Origin of the sequence: Enterobacter sp. T1-1 (genome assembly GCF_000710795.1) — a bacterium.
Classification (GTDB): Bacteria; Pseudomonadota; Gammaproteobacteria; order Enterobacterales; family Enterobacteriaceae; genus Enterobacter; species Enterobacter cloacae.
Map to the genome: position 1 here is coordinate 1 of NZ_JALW01000081.1, position 17,725 is coordinate 17,725.

Annotated in this window: 16 protein-coding genes; 12 read left to right on the forward strand and 4 right to left on the reverse strand. The window is 53.0% G+C overall.

Annotation, left to right across the window (positions count from 1 at the left end; all coding sequences use genetic code 11):
* Positions 1 to 85: 85 nt before the first annotated feature.
* The 4 genes from AK59_RS0121680 to map form a co-directional block, all read right to left on the reverse strand.
* The gene (locus AK59_RS0121680) at positions 86 to 475 is read right to left on the reverse strand and encodes a DUF3461 family protein (RefSeq protein ID WP_008501916.1); all 390 of its coding nucleotides are present in this window, start codon (positions 473 to 475) and stop codon (positions 86 to 88) included.
* Positions 476 to 586: 111 nt separating this feature from the next.
* Entirely contained in the window at positions 587 to 1,411 is an 825-nt protein-coding gene (gene dapD / locus AK59_RS0121685; RefSeq protein ID WP_013095650.1) for a 2,3,4,5-tetrahydropyridine-2,6-dicarboxylate N-succinyltransferase, read from the reverse strand.
* 32 nt (positions 1,412 to 1,443) lie between these two features.
* Positions 1,444 to 4,119, reverse strand: coding sequence for a bifunctional uridylyltransferase/uridylyl-removing protein GlnD (glnD, locus tag AK59_RS0121690; protein ID WP_013095651.1), 2,676 nt, complete (start codon positions 4,117 to 4,119; stop codon positions 1,444 to 1,446).
* Between the two features lie 63 nt (positions 4,120 to 4,182).
* Positions 4,183 to 4,977: a type I methionyl aminopeptidase gene (gene map, locus AK59_RS0121695; protein WP_013095652.1), complete on the reverse strand. Its 795-nt coding sequence runs from the start codon at positions 4,975 to 4,977 to the stop codon at positions 4,183 to 4,185.
* Positions 4,978 to 5,298: 321 nt separating this feature from the next.
* Here map and rpsB point away from each other — a divergent pair, with 321 nt between their 5' ends.
* The 12 genes from rpsB to fabZ all read left to right on the forward strand — a co-directional run bounded on the left by rpsB (position 5,299) and on the right by fabZ (position 17,724).
* Complete coding sequence (rpsB, locus tag AK59_RS0121700) at positions 5,299 to 6,024, forward strand: 30S ribosomal protein S2 (protein WP_013095653.1); 726 nt, start codon at positions 5,299 to 5,301, stop codon at positions 6,022 to 6,024.
* 117 nt (positions 6,025 to 6,141) lie between these two features.
* The gene (gene tsf / locus AK59_RS0121705; RefSeq protein ID WP_008501911.1) at positions 6,142 to 6,993 is read left to right on the forward strand and encodes a translation elongation factor Ts; all 852 of its coding nucleotides are present in this window, start codon (positions 6,142 to 6,144) and stop codon (positions 6,991 to 6,993) included.
* Between the two features lie 151 nt (positions 6,994 to 7,144).
* Positions 7,145 to 7,870 carry a UMP kinase gene (gene pyrH, locus AK59_RS0121710; protein WP_003856194.1) on the forward strand — a complete coding sequence of 242 codons (726 nt, stop codon included), beginning with the start codon at positions 7,145 to 7,147 and terminating at the stop codon, positions 7,868 to 7,870.
* Between the two features lie 167 nt (positions 7,871 to 8,037).
* Positions 8,038 to 8,595 (forward strand): ribosome recycling factor, encoded by a 558-nt coding sequence (frr, locus tag AK59_RS0121715; protein ID WP_008501909.1) that lies wholly within the window; start codon positions 8,038 to 8,040, stop codon positions 8,593 to 8,595.
* A 95-nt stretch (positions 8,596 to 8,690) separates the two neighbouring features.
* Positions 8,691 to 9,890, forward strand: a complete 1,200-nt coding sequence (gene ispC / locus AK59_RS0121720) for a 1-deoxy-D-xylulose-5-phosphate reductoisomerase (protein WP_029883816.1) — start codon at positions 8,691 to 8,693, stop codon at positions 9,888 to 9,890.
* A gap of 186 nt (positions 9,891 to 10,076) precedes the next feature.
* Entirely contained in the window at positions 10,077 to 10,835 is a 759-nt protein-coding gene (ispU, locus tag AK59_RS0121725; protein ID WP_028028110.1) for a (2E,6E)-farnesyl-diphosphate-specific ditrans,polycis-undecaprenyl-diphosphate synthase, read from the forward strand.
* Positions 10,836 to 10,847: 12 nt separating this feature from the next.
* On the forward strand, positions 10,848 to 11,705 hold the full coding sequence (gene cdsA / locus AK59_RS0121730; protein ID WP_013095657.1) for a phosphatidate cytidylyltransferase: 858 nt from the start codon (positions 10,848 to 10,850) through the stop codon (positions 11,703 to 11,705).
* An 11-nt stretch (positions 11,706 to 11,716) separates the two neighbouring features.
* Positions 11,717 to 13,069: a sigma E protease regulator RseP gene (gene rseP, locus AK59_RS0121735; protein ID WP_029883817.1), complete on the forward strand. Its 1,353-nt coding sequence runs from the start codon at positions 11,717 to 11,719 to the stop codon at positions 13,067 to 13,069.
* Between the two features lie 31 nt (positions 13,070 to 13,100).
* Positions 13,101 to 15,518, forward strand: coding sequence for an outer membrane protein assembly factor BamA (gene bamA / locus AK59_RS0121740; RefSeq protein WP_013095659.1), 2,418 nt, complete (start codon positions 13,101 to 13,103; stop codon positions 15,516 to 15,518).
* A gap of 122 nt (positions 15,519 to 15,640) precedes the next feature.
* Positions 15,641 to 16,135, forward strand: coding sequence for a molecular chaperone Skp (gene skp / locus AK59_RS0121745; RefSeq protein WP_013095660.1), 495 nt, complete (start codon positions 15,641 to 15,643; stop codon positions 16,133 to 16,135).
* Between the two features lie 3 nt (positions 16,136 to 16,138).
* Positions 16,139 to 17,164: a UDP-3-O-(3-hydroxymyristoyl)glucosamine N-acyltransferase gene (gene lpxD / locus AK59_RS0121750; RefSeq protein WP_013095661.1), complete on the forward strand. Its 1,026-nt coding sequence runs from the start codon at positions 16,139 to 16,141 to the stop codon at positions 17,162 to 17,164.
* A gap of 104 nt (positions 17,165 to 17,268) precedes the next feature.
* On the forward strand, positions 17,269 to 17,724 hold the full coding sequence (fabZ, locus tag AK59_RS0121755; RefSeq protein WP_010426706.1) for a 3-hydroxyacyl-ACP dehydratase FabZ: 456 nt from the start codon (positions 17,269 to 17,271) through the stop codon (positions 17,722 to 17,724).
* Position 17,725 lies beyond the last annotated feature (1 nt).

Here is a 17,725-nt window from a genome sequence, read left to right on the forward strand (position 1 = left end):
CCTTGCCACGCTCTTCGTCGTCTTTTTCCCCCCCCGGCTGGGGGGGGGGGGGGGGGGGGGGGGGCAACATCAGGCCGCACCCAACTTATTTGTTACGCGTTAATTTCTCAAGATCCGCTTCAATCTCGCTGATCTTATTAGTCACAACGCTTTCAAGGTGACGCAGATCGTCAAGGATCTTACGCTTGAGATCGACTTCGGTACGGTCGCGCTGGCAGATCTGATCGAGTTCATCGATCACATAGCGCAGGTTGGGGCTGATTTCCTGAACCTCTTTGTATCCCTGTCCTACACCGTCTGCGACGACGGTCTTACGCTGGCGTGGATATTTAAACTTCACGCTCTTGGCGAAAAACTCTCCTTTGTCCTTGTGAAAATAGATTTTTAAAATGTCGTTGTTGGCTTCCTGGCGAAGGCTGTAACGATCAATTTCATCAGGATTGGTAATGCCCAGACTTTTCAGATTATCGTACATAGCGGTACCCTTGATCTCAACATAACCTTTGAATAATTAACGAAAAAATCTATTTTCGCCACCCTCAGATATGAAAAAAGCGGGGTTGCCCCCGCTTTTTGTTATATCCGATTAATCGATGGTGCGCAGCAATTCGTTGATGCCCACTTTACCGCGGGTTTTCGCGTCCACTTTCTTCACGATAACCGCACAGTACAGGCTGTACTTACCATCTTTAGACGGCAGGTTGCCGGAAACAACCACGGAGCCTGCCGGAACACGGCCGTAATGGATTTCGCCGGTTTCACGGTCGTAAATACGGGTGCTCTGACCGATGTAAACGCCCATGGAGATCACTGAGCCTTCTTCAACGATCACGCCTTCTACCACTTCAGAGCGCGCGCCGATGAAGCAGTTGTCTTCGATGATGGTTGGGTTAGCCTGCAGGGGTTCCAGTACGCCACCGATGCCGACGCCGCCGGACAGGTGAACGTTTTTACCGATCTGCGCGCAGGAGCCCACGGTAGCCCAGGTATCCACCATGGTGCCTTCGTCTACATAGGCACCGATGTTTACGTAGGATGGCATCAGTACGGTGTTACGGGCGATGAACGCGCCCTGACGCACCGCAGCAGGTGGCACTACGCGGAAGCCTTCTTTCTGGAAACGCGCTTCGTCGTAATCAGCGAATTTCATTGGCACTTTATCGAAGTAGCGGCTTTCAGCTCCGTCGATAACCTGGTTATCGTTGATACGGAAAGAGAGCAGCACGGCTTTCTTCAGCCATTGATGAGTGACCCACTGACCGTCGATTTTTTCTGCTACACGCAGCGCGCCGGAATCCAGCAGAGAAATCACCTGGTTAACCGCTTCGCGGGTAACGGTATCCACATTTGCCGGGGTAATCTCGGCGCGACGCTCAAAAGCGGACTCAATAACGTTCTGTAACTGCTGCATTGTTTACTCTTTCCATTTCACTAAAAAACACGTCACCCTTTATCGTTTGGATTGAGGGCTGCTGTCAACCGTTGTTGCACTTCAAGTTGCAGGTCATTATTAAGGGCACGCCGGTCCGCTGTTGCGATTATAAATAAATCTTCTACTCGCTCGCCAATGGTTGTAATTCGGGCCCCGTGGAGCGAAATTCCCAGATCGGCAAAGACCTGACCGACGCGGGCGAGCAGACCTGGCTGATCCAGGGCAATGAGCTCCAGGAACGATTTACGATCGGTGTGGGTCGGCAGGAAATTGACCTCGGTATCGACGGTAAAGTGGCGCAGTTTCGCGGGCTGACGACGCGGTTGCGGCGGCTGCCAGCTGCGCTGAGTGATGGCCTGCTCCAGACCAAAACGTATCCCCTCATGACGATCCGACGACAGCGGGCTGCCGTCCGGCTCCAGCACAATAAAGGTGTCCATCGCCATGCCGTCGCGGGTGGTGAAAATCTGCGCGTCGTGCACGCTCAGGTTTCGTCTGTCCAGTTCAGCGCATACCGCAGCAAACAGATAAGGGCGGTCCGGGCTCCAGATAAAGATCTCGGTACCACCGCGCGTCGCCTGCGGGCTGAGCAGGATCATCGGCTGCGACAAATCATGCTGCAGCAGATGCCGCGCATGCCAGGCGAGTTGGTTTGGGCTGTGACGGACAAAGTAGTTGGCACGACAGCGGGCCCAAATCTGATGCAACGCCTCTTCATCAATGTTGTCCATCCGCAGCAGGGCCAGAGCCTGCAGCTGATGGTGGCGCACGCGCTCGCGCATGTCCGGCGTGTTTTGCATTCCGCGGCGCAGCTGTTTTTCGGTCGCAAAGTACAGTTCACGCAGCAGGCTCTGCTTCCAGCTGTTCCACAGCGTTTCGTTGGTGGCGCAGATATCGGCCACCGTCAGGCAGACCAGATAGCGCAGACGGTTTTCTGTTTGTACCTCTTCTGCAAACTGCTTGATCACTTCAGGGTCCTGAATGTCACGACGCTGTGCGGTGACCGACATCAGCAGGTGATGGCGCACCAGCCAGGCCACCAGCTGTGTTTCACGTGAGTTCAGACCGTGCAGTTCGGCAAATTTCAGCACGTCCTGCGCGCCGAGCACCGAGTGGTCACCGCCGCGGCCTTTGGCGATATCGTGGAACAGGGCGGCAATCAGGATCAGCTCCGGATGGGTCAGCCGTGGCCACAGCTCAACGCACAGCGGGTGGCGGGAGCGCGTCTCTTCTTTCGCAAAACTTTCCAGCTTGAGCATGACGCGGATCGTGTGTTCATCCACCGTATAGGCATGGAACAGATCGAACTGCATCTGCCCGACAATGTGCGACCACTGCGGCATATAGGCCCACAGTACGCTGTGACGGTGCATTGGCAGCAGTCCGCGACTGACGGCGCCCGGATGGCGGAGCATGCTCAGGAACAGCGAACGCGCTTCCGGGATATAGCACAGCGGCTGCGTCAGATGGCGGCGCGCATGGCGCAAATGGCGCAGGGTGGTGGAGTAGATCCCGGTGATCGTGCTGTTGCGGACCATGGTGTAGAACATCCGCAGGATCGCTTCCGGCTCGCGCATAAACAGCGTTTCGTCACGCAGATCGATAAGCGTACCGCGTAGCTGAAACTCGTCATCAATGGGGCGCGGTTTTTCGTCGGCCGTCAGCGCCAGAATAGCTTCGTCGAACAGCTGCAATAGCATCTGGTTGAGTTCGGTAACGCGTCGGGTCACGCGGAAGAAATCCTTCATCATGTGCTCAACCGGTTCGTTACCCTCGCCGCTGTAGTGAAGGCGCTGGGCCACGCTGAGCTGGCGGTCGAACAACAGACGGTTATCGTAGCGATTAAGTTCAAGATGGAGGGCAAAACGAATGCGCCACAGTAGATGCAGACACTCGTTGAGCTCGTTTCGCTCGGCTTCGGTTAAAAAGCCAAAACCCACCATTTCATCCAGCGAGGTGGCGCCAAAGTGGCGACGGGCTACCCACTGTAATGTGTGGATATCGCGCAGGCCGCCGGGGCTGCTTTTGATATCCGGTTCAAGGTTATAGCTTGTGCCGTGATAGCGCTGGTGGCGTTGATTTTGTTCCTCTACCTTAGCGGCGAAGAACTTTTCTGATGGCCAGAAGCCGTCGCTGAATATGTGTTTTTGCAGTTCCAGGAACAGCGCGACGTCGCCGATCAGCAGGCGGGTTTCAATCAGGTTGGTGGCAACGGTCAGATCCGATAGTCCCTCCAGCAGGCACTCTTCCAGGGTGCGTACGCTGTGGCCGACTTCCAGCTTCACATCCCAGAGCAGCGTCAGCAATTCGCCAATCTTCTGCGCCTGTTCGTCCGGCAGTTTTTTGCGGCTTAAGATCAGCAGGTCAATATCGGAAAGCGGATGCAGCTCACCGCGGCCATAGCCCCCGACGGCAACCAGCGCCACGTCGCTGACCTGCCCGAACCCGTACTCAATCCACAGGCGTTGCAGAAGCTGGTCAATAAATTCGGTGCGCGCTTCAATGAGCTGTTCGGCGGAAATGCCCGCATCAAACGCGCTTCCCAGCCAGCGCTGGAAGACATCCATATGGGCTTTGATGCCGGCACAGCTCAGCTCGTGCTGCGGCCAGACGCCCGGGTTATCGGGCTGGTCGGGGAGGGTGGGAAGTGCTGTGTTAGCATACTGTTCGGGTAATAGATTACTCATCGTGTGCCACCCATAAGAAAAAGCTATCGCCATTAAAAAAGCCGGCATTTGCCGGCTTTTTTATCATTCATCGTGCGTCAGTATTGCCGGGATGGTGTCATCCTTGCGCAACGTCATAATTTCGCAGCCGTTGTCTGTTACCACAATAGTATGCTCGTACTGTGCAGACAAGCTTCTGTCTTTGGTTTTCACCGTCCAGCCATCTTTCATGGTACGGATACGGTAGTCACCCGCGTTGACCATCGGCTCGATGGTGAAGGTCATCCCTTTTTGCAGCACCACGCCGCCGTCATCCGCATCGTAGTGCAGAACCTGCGGCTCTTCGTGGAAGACGCGGCCAATGCCGTGACCACAATATTCGCGAACCACGGAGAAACCTTCCGCTTCGACAAACTTCTGGATAGCGGCACCAATGGTGCGCAGGCGAATGCCCGGTTTCACCATCTTCAGCGCCAGGTAGAGGCTCTCCTGCGTCACTTTACACAGGCGCTCGCCCAGGATGGTTGGCTTGCCCACGATAAACATCTTCGAGGTGTCACCGTGGTAATCATCTTTAATGACGGTGACGTCGATGTTGACGATGTCGCCATCTTTCAGCAGTTTTTCGTCATCCGGAATACCGTGGCACACCACTTCATTTATAGAAATGCAGACGGATTTCGGGAAACCGTGGTAGCCGAGGCAGGCGGAGACCGCGTGCTGCTCGTTAACGATATAGTCGTTACAGATGCGGTCCAGCTCGCCGGTGCTGACGCCCGGTTTCACGAACGGCTCGATCATTTCCAGCACTTCCGCGGCCAGACGACCGGCGACGCGCATCTTTTCAATTTCTTCAGGGGTCTTAATAGAGATAGCCATGTAATCTGTCCATCGGTGTCGATTTTTTCGACAATACTAGTCTAAGTACCGTCAATGGTATCAGTCAGGCGCACCCCGTGCCAAACTGAGAATCATTAACAGCACACTACGCCAACAATTATTGGTTTCTGGTCGTGATTTGTGGTATAAAGCGCGCCGGACTTCCGATCCATCTCAGATACACAGGCTGGACGGGAGCGATATATCTCACTTTGTGTAACAACACACACGTATCGGCACATATTCCGGGGTGCCCTTCGGGGTCGGTAATATGGGATACGTGGAGGCATAACCCCAACTTTCAATATAGAGGTTTTAAACATGGCAACTGTTTCCATGCGCGACATGCTCAAGGCTGGTGTTCACTTCGGTCACCAGACCCGTTACTGGAACCCGAAAATGAAGCCTTTCATCTTCGGCGCGCGTAACAAAGTTCACATCATCAACCTTGAGAAAACTGTACCAATGTTCAACGAAGCCCTGGCTGAGCTGAACAAGATCGCTTCCCGTAAAGGTAAGATTCTGTTCGTTGGTACTAAGCGCGCTGCAAGCGAAGCTGTGAAAGATGCTGCTAACAGCTGCGACCAGTTCTTCGTGAACCATCGCTGGTTGGGCGGCATGCTGACCAACTGGAAAACTGTTCGTCAGTCCATCAAGCGCCTGAAAGATCTGGAAACCCAGTCTCAGGACGGTACTTTCGACAAGCTGACTAAGAAAGAAGCGCTGATGCGCACTCGTGAGCTGGACAAGCTGGAAAACAGCCTGGGCGGTATCAAAGATATGGGCGGCCTGCCAGACGCGCTGTTCGTAATCGATGCAGACCACGAGCACATCGCAATCAAAGAAGCTAACAACCTGGGTATCCCGGTATTCGCTATCGTTGATACCAACTCCGATCCGGACGGTGTTGACTTCGTTATCCCGGGTAACGACGACGCAATCCGTGCTGTTAGCCTGTACCTGAGCGCTGTAGCTGCTACCGTTCGTGAAGGCCGTTCCCAGGATCTGGCTTCTCAGGCGGAAGAAAGCTTCGTAGAAGCTGAATAATAAGGTTTCACCCCTTATTAGTACCGTGTATGAATAGGGGCCCATTATCGGCCCCTTTTTTCAATTTATACTGTTTGGCCGCAGGCCGGGCAGTTCACATCTCCCGAGGATTTAAGAATGGCTGAAATTACCGCATCCCTGGTAAAAGAGCTGCGCGAGCGTACTGGCGCAGGCATGATGGATTGCAAAAAAGCGCTGACTGAAGCGAACGGCGACATCGAGCTGGCAATCGAAAACATGCGTAAATCCGGTGCGATCAAAGCAGCTAAAAAAGCAGGCAACGTTGCTGCTGACGGCGTGATCATCACTAAAATCGACGGCAACTACGGCATCATTCTGGAAGTTAACTGCCAGACTGACTTCGTTGCTAAAGATGGTGGTTTCCAGGCATTTGCTAACAAAGTTCTGGACGCAGCTGTTGCTGGCAAAATCACTGACGTTGAAGTTCTGAAAGCACAGTTCGAAGAAGAACGTGTTGCGCTGGTTGCTAAAATCGGTGAGAACATCAACATCCGTCGCGTAGCGTCCCTGGAAGGCGACGTTCTGGGTTCTTACCAGCACGGTGCGCGTATCGGTGTTCTGGTTGCGGCTAAAGGCGCTGACGAAGAGCTGGTTAAACAGCTGGCAATGCACATCGCTGCAAGCAAACCAGAATTCGTTAAACCAGAAGACGTGTCTGCTGAAGTGGTAGAGAAAGAGTACCAGGTTCAGCTGGACATCGCGATGCAGTCTGGTAAGCCAAAAGAAATCGCAGAGAAAATGGTTGAAGGCCGCATGAAGAAATTCACCGGCGAAGTTTCTCTGACTGGCCAGCCTTTCGTTATGGATCCAAGCAAATCCGTTGCTCAGCTGCTGAAAGAGCACAACGCTGACGTAACTGGCTTCATCCGCTTCGAAGTGGGCGAAGGCATCGAGAAAGTTGAGACTGACTTCGCAGCAGAAGTTGCTGCAATGTCCAAGCAGTCTTAATGATGAAAAAGGAGCCGCCTGAGGGCGGCTTCTTTTTGTCACCCGTCAGACGAAAATCAGACAGGATCCCGTATCGCTGTGCTGGTATGCGACATACTATGTCGCCAGAATTAACTCCCATCTTAATCGTTGACAGTCTCAGGAAAGAAACATGGCTACCAATGCAAAACCCGTGTACAAACGCATTCTGCTTAAGCTGAGTGGCGAAGCGCTGCAGGGATCGGAAGGCTTCGGTATTGACGCAAGCATTCTCGACCGCATGGCACAGGAGATCAAAGAACTTGTCGAACTGGGTATTCAGGTCGGCGTGGTCATTGGCGGTGGCAACCTTTTCCGTGGTGCTGGTCTGGCGAAAGCGGGGATGAACCGCGTTGTGGGCGACCATATGGGTATGCTGGCAACCGTGATGAACGGTCTGGCAATGCGTGATGCGTTGCATCGTGCCTATGTGAATGCCCGCCTGATGTCCGCTATTCCTTTGAATGGCGTTTGCGATAACTACAGCTGGGCAGAAGCGATCAGCCTGCTGCGCAACAACCGCGTGGTGATCCTCTCCGCCGGTACGGGTAACCCGTTCTTTACAACCGATTCCGCTGCCTGCCTGCGCGGTATCGAAATCGAAGCCGATGTGGTGCTGAAAGCAACCAAAGTGGATGGCGTGTTTACCGCCGACCCGGCAAAAGATCCCTCTGCCACCATGTACGATCAGCTGTCCTACAGCGAAGTGCTGGAAAAAGAGCTGAAAGTGATGGATCTTGCCGCCTTCACGCTGGCTCGCGACCACAAACTGCCGATCCGTGTCTTCAATATGAATAAGCCTGGCGCACTGCGCCGCGTGGTCATGGGCGAAAAAGAAGGCACATTGATCACGGAATAATTTCCGTCGGCGATAAATACAGGTAAGATTCCGCTTTATTTTGAAGTGGTATCTTACCCGGACGCGCCATTGGCGTTGTCATGAATTAAACGCGACTATACTTAGCACACCTGTAGCACTGTGCTGGCGGATAGTCTGCCTGAGACAAGTTTTCAAGGATTCGTAACGTGATTAACGACATCAGAAAAGATGCTGAAGTACGCATGGAAAAATGCGTAGAAGCGTTCAAAACCCAAATCAGCAAAATCCGTACTGGCCGTGCTTCTCCAAGCCTGCTGGATGGCATCATCGTAGAGTACTACGGTACGCCTACCCCTCTGCGCCAGCTGGCGAGCGTGACCGTAGAAGATACCCGCACGCTGAAAATCAACGTGTTCGATCGCTCTATGGGCCCGGCGGTTGAGAAAGCGATCATGGCATCTGACCTCGGTCTGAACCCAAGCTCTGCGGGTGCTGATATCCGTGTTCCACTGCCTCCACTGACCGAAGAGCGTCGTAAAGACCTGATCAAAGTGGTGCGTGGCGAAGCCGAGCAGGGTCGTGTTTCCGTGCGTAACGTCCGTCGCGACGCTAACGATAAAGTGAAAGCGCTGCTGAAAGAAAAAGAGATCAGTGAGGATGACGATCGTCGTTCACAGGACGACATTCAGAAAATGACTGACGCTGCCATCAAGAAAATTGATGCGGCGCTGGCAGATAAAGAAGCGGAACTGATGCAGTTCTGATTTCTGTCTTACACTGATAAACGCCGTTCAGAGGGACTTCGGGTCTTGCTGGCGGCGTTTTGCTTTTATCTGGTCTAACTTTTTTCGGGCATCTCATGAAGCATTTAACTCTCCTTGGCTCAACCGGATCTATCGGTTGCAGCACTCTCGACGTTGTACGCCACAACCCTGCGCTTTACACCGTGACAGCACTGGTGGCCGGGAAGAATGTGCAGCGAATGGTCGAGCAGTGTCTGGAGTTTACGCCCCGCTATGCGGTAATGGATGACGAAGAGAGCGCCCGCCAGCTGAAAGCCGCTCTGCAAGAGAAGGGCAGTCGTACTGAGGTTCTGAGCGGGCAGCAGGCTGCCTGTGAGATGGCCGCGCTGGAGGAGGTCGATCAGGTGATGGCCGCCATTGTTGGCGCGGCTGGGTTGCTGCCGACGCTGGCCGCCATCGATGCTGGTAAAGATGTTCTGCTGGCGAATAAAGAGTCGCTGGTGACCTGCGGACGCCTGTTTATGGAGGCGGTTAAGCAGCGCGGAGCACGACTTTTGCCGGTCGACAGCGAGCACAACGCCATTTTTCAGAGTTTACCGCAACCTTTTCAGCAGAACCTGGGGTACGCTGACCTGGAGCAGAATGGGGTTGTATCGATTTTGCTTACCGGGTCTGGTGGCCCGTTCCGTGAAACGCCACTGTCTGAACTGAGCGCAATGACGCCGGATCAGGCGTGCCGTCATCCGAACTGGTCAATGGGGCGTAAGATCTCCGTTGACTCTGCCACTATGATGAACAAAGGTCTGGAATACATTGAAGCTCGCTGGCTGTTTAACGCGTCGGCGAAACAGATGGAAGTGCTGATCCACCCGCAATCGGTGATTCACTCGATGGTGCGCTATCAGGACGGCAGCGTGCTGGCACAGCTGGGAGAGCCGGATATGCGTACGCCAATTGCACATGCAATGGCATGGCCTGAACGCGTGAAATCTGGCGTGAAGCCACTCGATTTTTGCAAGCTGAGTTCGCTGACGTTCAGTGAACCTGACTACGATCGTTATCCGTGTCTTAAGCTTGCAATGAATGCCTTTGACCAGGGGCAGGCGGCGACGACGGCACTCAATGCAGCCAATGAAATTACCGTTGAAGCATTTCTGAATCAGCAGATCCGTTTCACCGATATCGCTATGCTGAATTTGTCGGTACTGGAGTTGATGGATCTGCGCGAACCTCAAAGCGTGGAAGAGGTGCTGGCGGTAGATGAGCAGGCTCGTATTATTGCGCGCAAACAGGTGACACGTCTCGCAAGCTGGTGATAAAGCAAGCACTAGTCGTCGTGCTATTTGTTAGCGTTGGGCTTCGGTGATATAGTCTGCGCCACCTGATCGCAGGTATTTGACTTTAAGTGGTCAGGTAAGCCGTGGTTTGACACGGCTTTTTTACGTATAGGCTTCAGTATTCCTGAGTACCGTTAAATCCTTTTCAGGGACTAAAAACGCGTTATGTTGTCTGCGAATCAACCAATAAGCGAAAACTTGCCAGCTCATGGCTGCCGTCATGTAGCAATCATCATGGATGGCAATGGCCGCTGGGCGAAAAGACAAGGGAAGATACGAGCCTTTGGGCATAAAGCTGGGGCGAAATCTGTTCGCCGCGCCGTCTCTTTTGCCGCCAATAACGGCATTGATGCGTTAACGCTCTATGCTTTTAGCAGTGAAAACTGGAATCGACCTGCGCAGGAAGTGACTGCGTTGATGGAACTGTTTGTGTGGGCGCTCGACAGCGAAGTAAAAAGCCTGCACCGCCACAATGTGCGCCTGCGTGTCATTGGCGAAACCAGTCGTTTTAACTCACGTTTGCAGGAACGGATTCGTAAAGCAGAAGCGCTGACTGAAAATAACACGGGTCTGACGCTGAATATCGCGGCGAATTACGGTGGACGCTGGGATATTATCCAGGGGGTTCGGCACCTGGCCGAACAGGTTCAGGAAGGGTTGTTGAGACCCGACCAAATTGATGAAGACGCGCTGAGCAAGCAAATCTGCATGAATGAACTGGCACCTGTGGATTTGGTAATTAGGACAGGGGGAGAACATCGCATAAGTAACTTTTTGCTGTGGCAAATTGCCTATGCCGAACTTTACTTTACGGATGTGCTTTGGCCCGATTTTGATGAACAAGACTTTGAAGGTGCGCTGCATGCCTTTGCCAATCGAGAGCGTCGTTTCGGCGGCACCGAGCCTGGTGGCGACAAAGCCTGATGGGGGTAGCTTTTGCTGAAGTATCGCCTGATTTCCGCTTTTGTATTAATACCCATTGTCATTGCGGCGCTGTTTTTACTGCCCCCGGTGGGATTTGCTATTGTCACGCTGGTGGTGTGTATGCTGGCCGCGTGGGAATGGGGACAGTTTAGCGGCTTTACGTCGCGCAGTCAGCGGGTATGGCTGGCGGTACTCTGTGGCTTGATCCTGGCCCTGATGCTGTTTACCTTGCCTGAATATCACCATGATATTCACCAACCACTGGTTGCCGGGTCCCTGTGGGTATCGTTGGCCTGGTGGATCGCCGCCCTTGTTTTGGTGCTTTTTTATCCAGGCTCCGCGGCGTTATGGCGCAACTCAAAAGTGCTGCGCCTTATATTTGGTCTTCTTACCATCGTGCCTTTTTTCTGGGGCATGGTGGCTCTGCGCGCCTGGCACTACGACGAAAACCACTACAGCGGTGCGATTTGGCTGCTTTATGTGATGATTCTGGTCTGGGGGGCTGACTCTGGGGCCTATATGTTTGGTAAACTGTTCGGCAAACATAAACTGGCTCCGAAAGTGTCGCCTGGTAAAACCTGGCAAGGATTCATCGGCGGCCTGTTTACGGCAGCGATTATCTCCTGGGGCTATGGCGTCTGGGCGAATCTGGACATTGCACCGTCAATACTGCTGGTGTGTTCGATTTTTGCCGCGCTGGCCTCGGTACTCGGTGATTTAACCGAAAGTATGTTCAAGCGAGAAGCAGGGATTAAGGACAGCGGACACCTGATTCCAGGGCATGGCGGGATACTGGATCGCATTGACAGCCTGACAGCGGCTGTTCCCGTGTTTGCTTGTCTGCTTTTACTGGTATTCGGGACGATTTAACGGAAGGTTTTATGCTGAGCATTCTCTGGAATCTGGCGGCGTTCATTGTTGCACTGGGTGTACTGATTACCGTGCATGAATTTGGCCATTTCTGGGTTGCTCGCCGTTGCGGTGTGCGCGTAGAGCGGTTCTCCATCGGTTTTGGCAAATCACTCTGGACGCGTACTGACCGTCACGGCACGGAATTTGTCATCGCCCTTATCCCGCTCGGTGGCTACGTCAAAATGCTCGACGAACGTGTTGAGCCTGTGGCCCCTGAGCTTCGACACCGCGCGTTTAATAACAAAACCGTTGGACAACGTGCCGCCATCATTGCTGCCGGACCGGTAGCCAATTTCATCTTTGCTATCTTCGCTTACTGGCTGGTGTTTATCATCGGCGTTCCGGGCGTGCGTCCGGTTGTCGGTGAAATCGCCCCCAATTCCATCGCGGCGAGTGCGCAAATTACGCCGGGGATGGAACTTAAAGCGATTGATGGTATCGAAACCCCTGATTGGGATGCCGTGCGACTGCAACTGGTAGCCAAAATCGGTGATGAGCAGACCACGGTCAGCGTGTCACCGTTTGGTTCTGACCAGCGACAGAATAAAGTGCTGGATTTGCGTCACTGGAGTTTCGAGCCAGACAAAGAAGATCCCGTCTCCGCGCTGGGGATTCGCCCACGTGGTGCGCAGATCGAACCGATATTAGCCGAAGTTCAGGCAAATTCGGCGGCGAGCAAAGCGGGTTTGCAAGCTGGCGACAGGATCGTTAAAGTCGATGGTCAGCCATTAACACAGTGGATGACCTTTGTTACTCTGGTGCGCGATAATCCGGGTACGTCGCTCGCGCTGGAAGTTGAAAGGCAGGGTAGTCCACTCTCGCTGACGCTGATCCCGGATAGCAAATCGGTCGGCAAAAAGGCAGAAGGGTTTGCAGGCGTTGTGCCTAAAGTGATCCCGCTGCCAGATGAGTACAAGACAATACGCCAGTATGGGCCGTTTAGCGCCATCCTTGAAGCCACGGATAAAACATGGCAACTGATGAAGCTGACGGTAAACATGTTGGGGAAATTGATAACCGGTGATGTGAAACTGAACAACCTCAGTGGGCCAATTTCGATAGCTCAGGGGGCTGGGATGTCAGCGGAGTTCGGGGTGATTTACTATCTCATGTTTCTCGCGCTCATTAGCGTGAACCTTGGGATCATCAACCTGTTCCCGCTTCCCGTTTTAGACGGGGGTCATCTGCTGTTTTTAGCGATTGAAAAGCTAAAAGGCGGGCCGGTATCCGAGCGAGTTCAAGACTTTAGTTATCGCATTGGCTCGATTTTGCTGGTGCTGTTAATGGGGCTTGCACTTTTCAATGATTTCTCTCGGTTGTAAGAGAGTTAGTTAGGAAGAACGCATAATAACGATGGCGATGAAAAAGTTGCTCATAGCGTCGCTGCTGTTTAGCAGCGCCACCGTATACGGTGCTGACGGGTTCGTAGTGAAAGACATTCATTTCGAAGGCCTTCAGCGTGTCGCCGTTGGTGCGGCCCTCCTCAGTATGCCTGTGCGCCCCGGCGATACGGTTAATGATGATGACATCAGTAACACCATCCGTGCTCTGTTTGCCACCGGCAACTTTGAGGATGTCCGCGTCCTGCGCGATGGTGATACGCTGCTGGTTCAGGTAAAAGAACGTCCAACGATCGCCAGTATCACTTTCTCCGGTAACAAGTCGGTGAAAGATGACATGCTCAAGCAAAACCTTGAAGCATCCGGTGTTCGTGTGGGGGAATCTCTGGACCGCACCACCCTTTCAGACATTGAAAAAGGTCTGGAAGACTTCTATTACAGCGTCGGTAAGTACAGCGCCAGCGTGAAAGCGGTGGTGACTCCGCTGCCGCGTAACCGTGTTGACCTGAAGCTGGTCTTCCAGGAAGGCGTCTCGGCGAAGATCCAACAGATCAACATCGTCGGGAACCACGCGTTCACTACCGACGAACTGATCTCCACCTTCCAGCTGCGTGACGAAGTGCCGTGGTGGAACGTGGTGGGCGATCGCAAATACCAGAAACAGAAACTGGCGGGCGACCTCGAAACCCTGCGCAGCTACTATCTGGATCGCGGTTATGCCCGTTTCAACATCGACTCGACTCAGGTGAGTCTGACCCCGGACAAGAAAGGGATCTACATTACGATTAACATTACAGAAGGCGATCAGTACAAGCTTTCGGGTGTTGAAGTAAGTGGCAACCTGGCGGGGCATTCTGCCGAGATCGAATCGCTGACCAAAATTCAGCCAGGCGATCTGTACAGCGGTTCTAAAGTAACCAAAATGGAAGACGGCATTAAAAAGCTGCTCGGCCGCTATGGTTATGCCTATCCGCGTGTGCAAACTCAGCCGGAAATCAACGACGCGGATAAAACCGTTAAGCTTCACGTCAACGTTGATGCGGGCAACCGTTTCTACGTGCGTAAGATCCGCTTCGAAGGTAACGACACCTCCAAAGATTCCGTTCTGCGTCGCGAAATGCGCCAGATGGAAGGGGCATGGTTGGGTAGCGACCTCGTTGACCAGGGTAAAGAACGTCTGAACCGACTGGGCTATTTTGAGACGGTTGATACCGATACCCAGCGTGTGCCAGGCAGCCCGGACCAGGTTGATGTCGTGTACAAAGTGAAAGAGCGTAATACCGGTAGCTTTAACTTCGGTGTGGGCTACGGTACTGAAAGCGGCGTGAGCTTCCAGGTTGGCGTTCAGCAGGATAACTGGCTGGGTACGGGTTACTCGGTGGGTATCAACGGTACCAAAAACGACTACCAGACCTATTCTGAGTTCTCTGTCACTAACCCATACTTCACCGTTGACGGTGTGAGCCTGGGTGGTCGTATCTTCTATAACGACTTTAAAGCAGACGACGCGGATCTGTCCTCGTACACCAACAAGAGCTACGGTGTAGACGGTACGCTTGGATTCCCGGTTAACGAATACAACACCCTGCGTGCGGGCTTAGGTTACGTGCATAACGACCTGTCCAATATGCAACCGCAGGTGGCAATGTGGCGTTATCTCGACTCTATCGGCCAGTCGGCGAGCACCTCCAGCGATAACAACGGTTTTGCGGCGGATGACTTCACCTTCAACTACGGCTGGACGTATAACCGCCTTGACCGTGGGTACTTCCCAACGGAAGGTTCACGTGTCAACCTGAATGGTAAAGTGACTATTCCTGGTTCTGATAACGAGTTCTACAAGTTAACGCTCGATACTGCCTCGTACTTCCCGATCGATGACGATCATAAGTGGGTGGTTCTGGGTCGTACCCGTTGGGGCTATGGCGATGGTTTAGGCGGCAAAGAGATGCCGTTCTATGAGAACTTCTACGCCGGTGGTTCCAGTACCGTTCGTGGCTTCCAGTCCAACAACATTGGTCCGAAAGCGGTTTATTACGGCGGTAATGACGAAGATAACTGCGCAAGCCGGGATCCAAAACAGGTTTGTAGCTCTGATGATGCGGTAGGCGGTAACGCCATGGCCGTGGCGAGCCTTGAGTTCATCACGCCAACGCCATTCATCAGTGATAAATACGCGAACTCAGTCCGTACGTCCTTCTTCTGGGATGCCGGTACCGTGTGGGATACCAACTGGGAGAACACTGCCCAGATGCGTGCGGCAGGTGTTCCAGACTACAGCGATCCGGGCAATATTCGCATGTCTGCAGGTATCGCATTACAATGGATGTCACCGCTGGGGCCGTTGGTCTTCTCTTACGCCCAGCCGTTTAAGAAATATGATGGAGATAAGTCGGAGCAATTCCAGTTTAACATTGGTAAAACCTGGTAATTCTCCGCTGCAAAGGAATGCGTTGGCAGTGTAGCGCTGACAACCGGCGATCGGTAAAACGATCGCCTTGCCACGCAAAGAACGGTACCTTCTGGTGCCAATGGGATGGTAAGGAGTTAATTGTGAAAAAGTGGTTATTAGCTGCAGGTCTCGGTTTAGCGATGGCAACTTCTGCTCAGGCAGCAGACAAAATTGCAATCGTCAACATGGGTAATTTGTTCCAGCAGGTTGCACAGAAAACTGGCGTTTCTGCGACTCTGGAAAACGAATTCAAAGGCCGTGCAAGCGAACTGCAGGGTATGGAAAACGATCTTCAGTCCAAAATGCAGCGTCTGCAGCGTGATGGTTCTACCATGAAATCAAGCGAGCGCAGCAAACTGGAAAAAGACGTAATGGCTCAGCGCCAGACGTTCTCCCAGAAAGCACAGGCTTTCGAGCAGGATCGTCAGCGTCGTTCTAACGAAGAGCGTGGCAAGCTGGTGACTCGCATTCAGACTGCTGTTAAAGCAGTTGCTGCCGATCAGAACATCGATCTGGTTGTTGATGCGAACGCCGTTGCTTTCAACAGCAGCGATGTTAAAGACATCACCGCTGATGTTCTGAAACAGGTTAAATAAGTAATGCCTTCAATTCGACTGGCTGATTTAGCTCAGCAGTTGGATGCAGAATTACACGGTGATGGCGATATCGTCATCACCGCTGTTGCGTCCATGCAATCTGCTAAAGCTGGCAATATTACCTTCATGGTAAGCCCTAAGTACCGTGAACATCTGGCTCAATGCCAGGCGTCGGCTGTTGTTCTGACGCAGGACGATCTTCCGTTTGCCACTGGTGCGGCACTGGTAGTGAAAAATCCCTACCTGACGTATGCTCGCATGGCACAAATTCTTGATACCACGCCGCAGCCGGCGCAAAACATTGCTGCCAGTGCAGCAATCGATCCGACGGCTCAGCTGGGTAACAACGTAGCAGTCGGCGCAAATGCCGTGATCGAGTCTGGCGTCGTACTGGGCGATAACGTCGTCATCGGCCCGGGCTGCTTCGTTGGGAAAAACACAAAAATCGGCGCCGGGACACGTTTGTGGGCCAATGTGTCCGTCTACCACGAAGTTGAAATCGGCGAAAATTGCCTCGTTCAGTCCAGCACAGTGATTGGTTCTGACGGTTTTGGCTACGCTAACGATCGTGGTAATTGGGTTAAGATCCCGCAACTTGGTCGCGTTATCATTGGCGATCGCGTTGAGATCGGAGCCTGTACCACCATTGACCGTGGTGCGCTTGACGACACCATTATCGGCAACGGTGTTATTATCGATAATCAGTGCCAGATTGCGCATAACGTTGTGATTGGCGACAATACCGCGGTTGCAGGTGGCGTCATCATGGCAGGCAGCCTGAAAATTGGCCGTTACTGCATGATTGGCGGTGCCAGCGTGATCAATGGTCATATGGAAATATGCGACAAGGTCACCGTGACGGGAATGGGCATGGTAATGCGTCCTATCACTGAGCCAGGCGTCTATTCCTCCGGCATCCCACTGCAACCTAACAAGGTATGGCGTAAAACAGCAGCTCTGGTGATGAATATTGATGATATGAGCAAGCGACTCAAGTCCCTTGAGCGTAAGATCGATCAACAAGACTAAGCGTTCATCTTTTTAACGCTTAATTTCCCGGCCTGTCGGCTTTCTTTTAAACCGGCAGGCCGTGTTATTATTGCTAATCAGTACATTTTGACAGGAAGAGTATTTTGACTACCGACACTCATACTCTGCATATTGAAGAGATTTTAGAACTTCTGCCGCACCGCTACCCGTTTTTGCTGGTAGACCGTGTGCTGGATTTTGAAGAAGGTCGTTTTCTGCGCGCAGTGAAAAATGTCTCCGTTAACGAGCCATTCTTCCAGGGGCACTTCCCTGGTAAACCCATCTTCCCGGGTGTGTTGATCCTGGAAGCGATGGCACAAGCTACCGGTATTCTTGCGTTTAAAAGCGTAGGCAAACTGGAGCCGGGTGAACTGTACTACTTCGCGGGTATCGATGAAGCGCGCTTCAAGCGTCCTGTCGTGCCTGGTGATCAGATGATCATGGAAGTCACTTTTGAAAAAACGCGTCGTGGCCTGACTCGCTTTAAAGGCGTAGCGCTGGTTGACGGCAAAGTTGTTTGCGAAGCGACGATGATGTGTGCTCGTAGCCGGGAGTCCTGAT

Excerpts from the sequence above, each read along its gene's own strand:
- AK59_RS0121680 (WP_008501916.1), bottom strand. The coding sequence starts at position 475 with ATGTACGATAATCTGAAAAGTCTGGGCATTACCAATCCTGATGAAATT.
- dapD (WP_013095650.1), bottom strand. The coding sequence starts at position 1,411 with ATGCAGCAGTTACAGAACGTTATTGAGTCCGCTTTTGAGCGTCGCGCC.
- glnD (WP_013095651.1), bottom strand. The coding sequence starts at position 4,119 with ATGAGTAATCTATTACCCGAACAGTATGCTAACACAGCACTTCCCACC.
- map (WP_013095652.1), bottom strand. The coding sequence starts at position 4,977 with ATGGCTATCTCTATTAAGACCCCTGAAGAAATTGAAAAGATGCGCGTC.
- rpsB (WP_013095653.1), top strand. The coding sequence starts at position 5,299 with ATGGCAACTGTTTCCATGCGCGACATGCTCAAGGCTGGTGTTCACTTC.
- tsf (WP_008501911.1), top strand. The coding sequence starts at position 6,142 with ATGGCTGAAATTACCGCATCCCTGGTAAAAGAGCTGCGCGAGCGTACT.
- pyrH (WP_003856194.1), top strand. The coding sequence starts at position 7,145 with ATGGCTACCAATGCAAAACCCGTGTACAAACGCATTCTGCTTAAGCTG.
- ispC (WP_029883816.1), top strand. The coding sequence starts at position 8,691 with ATGAAGCATTTAACTCTCCTTGGCTCAACCGGATCTATCGGTTGCAGC.
- ispU (WP_028028110.1), top strand. The coding sequence starts at position 10,077 with ATGTTGTCTGCGAATCAACCAATAAGCGAAAACTTGCCAGCTCATGGC.
- rseP (WP_029883817.1), top strand. The coding sequence starts at position 11,717 with ATGCTGAGCATTCTCTGGAATCTGGCGGCGTTCATTGTTGCACTGGGT.
- bamA (WP_013095659.1), top strand. The coding sequence starts at position 13,101 with ATGGCGATGAAAAAGTTGCTCATAGCGTCGCTGCTGTTTAGCAGCGCC.
- lpxD (WP_013095661.1), top strand. The coding sequence starts at position 16,139 with ATGCCTTCAATTCGACTGGCTGATTTAGCTCAGCAGTTGGATGCAGAA.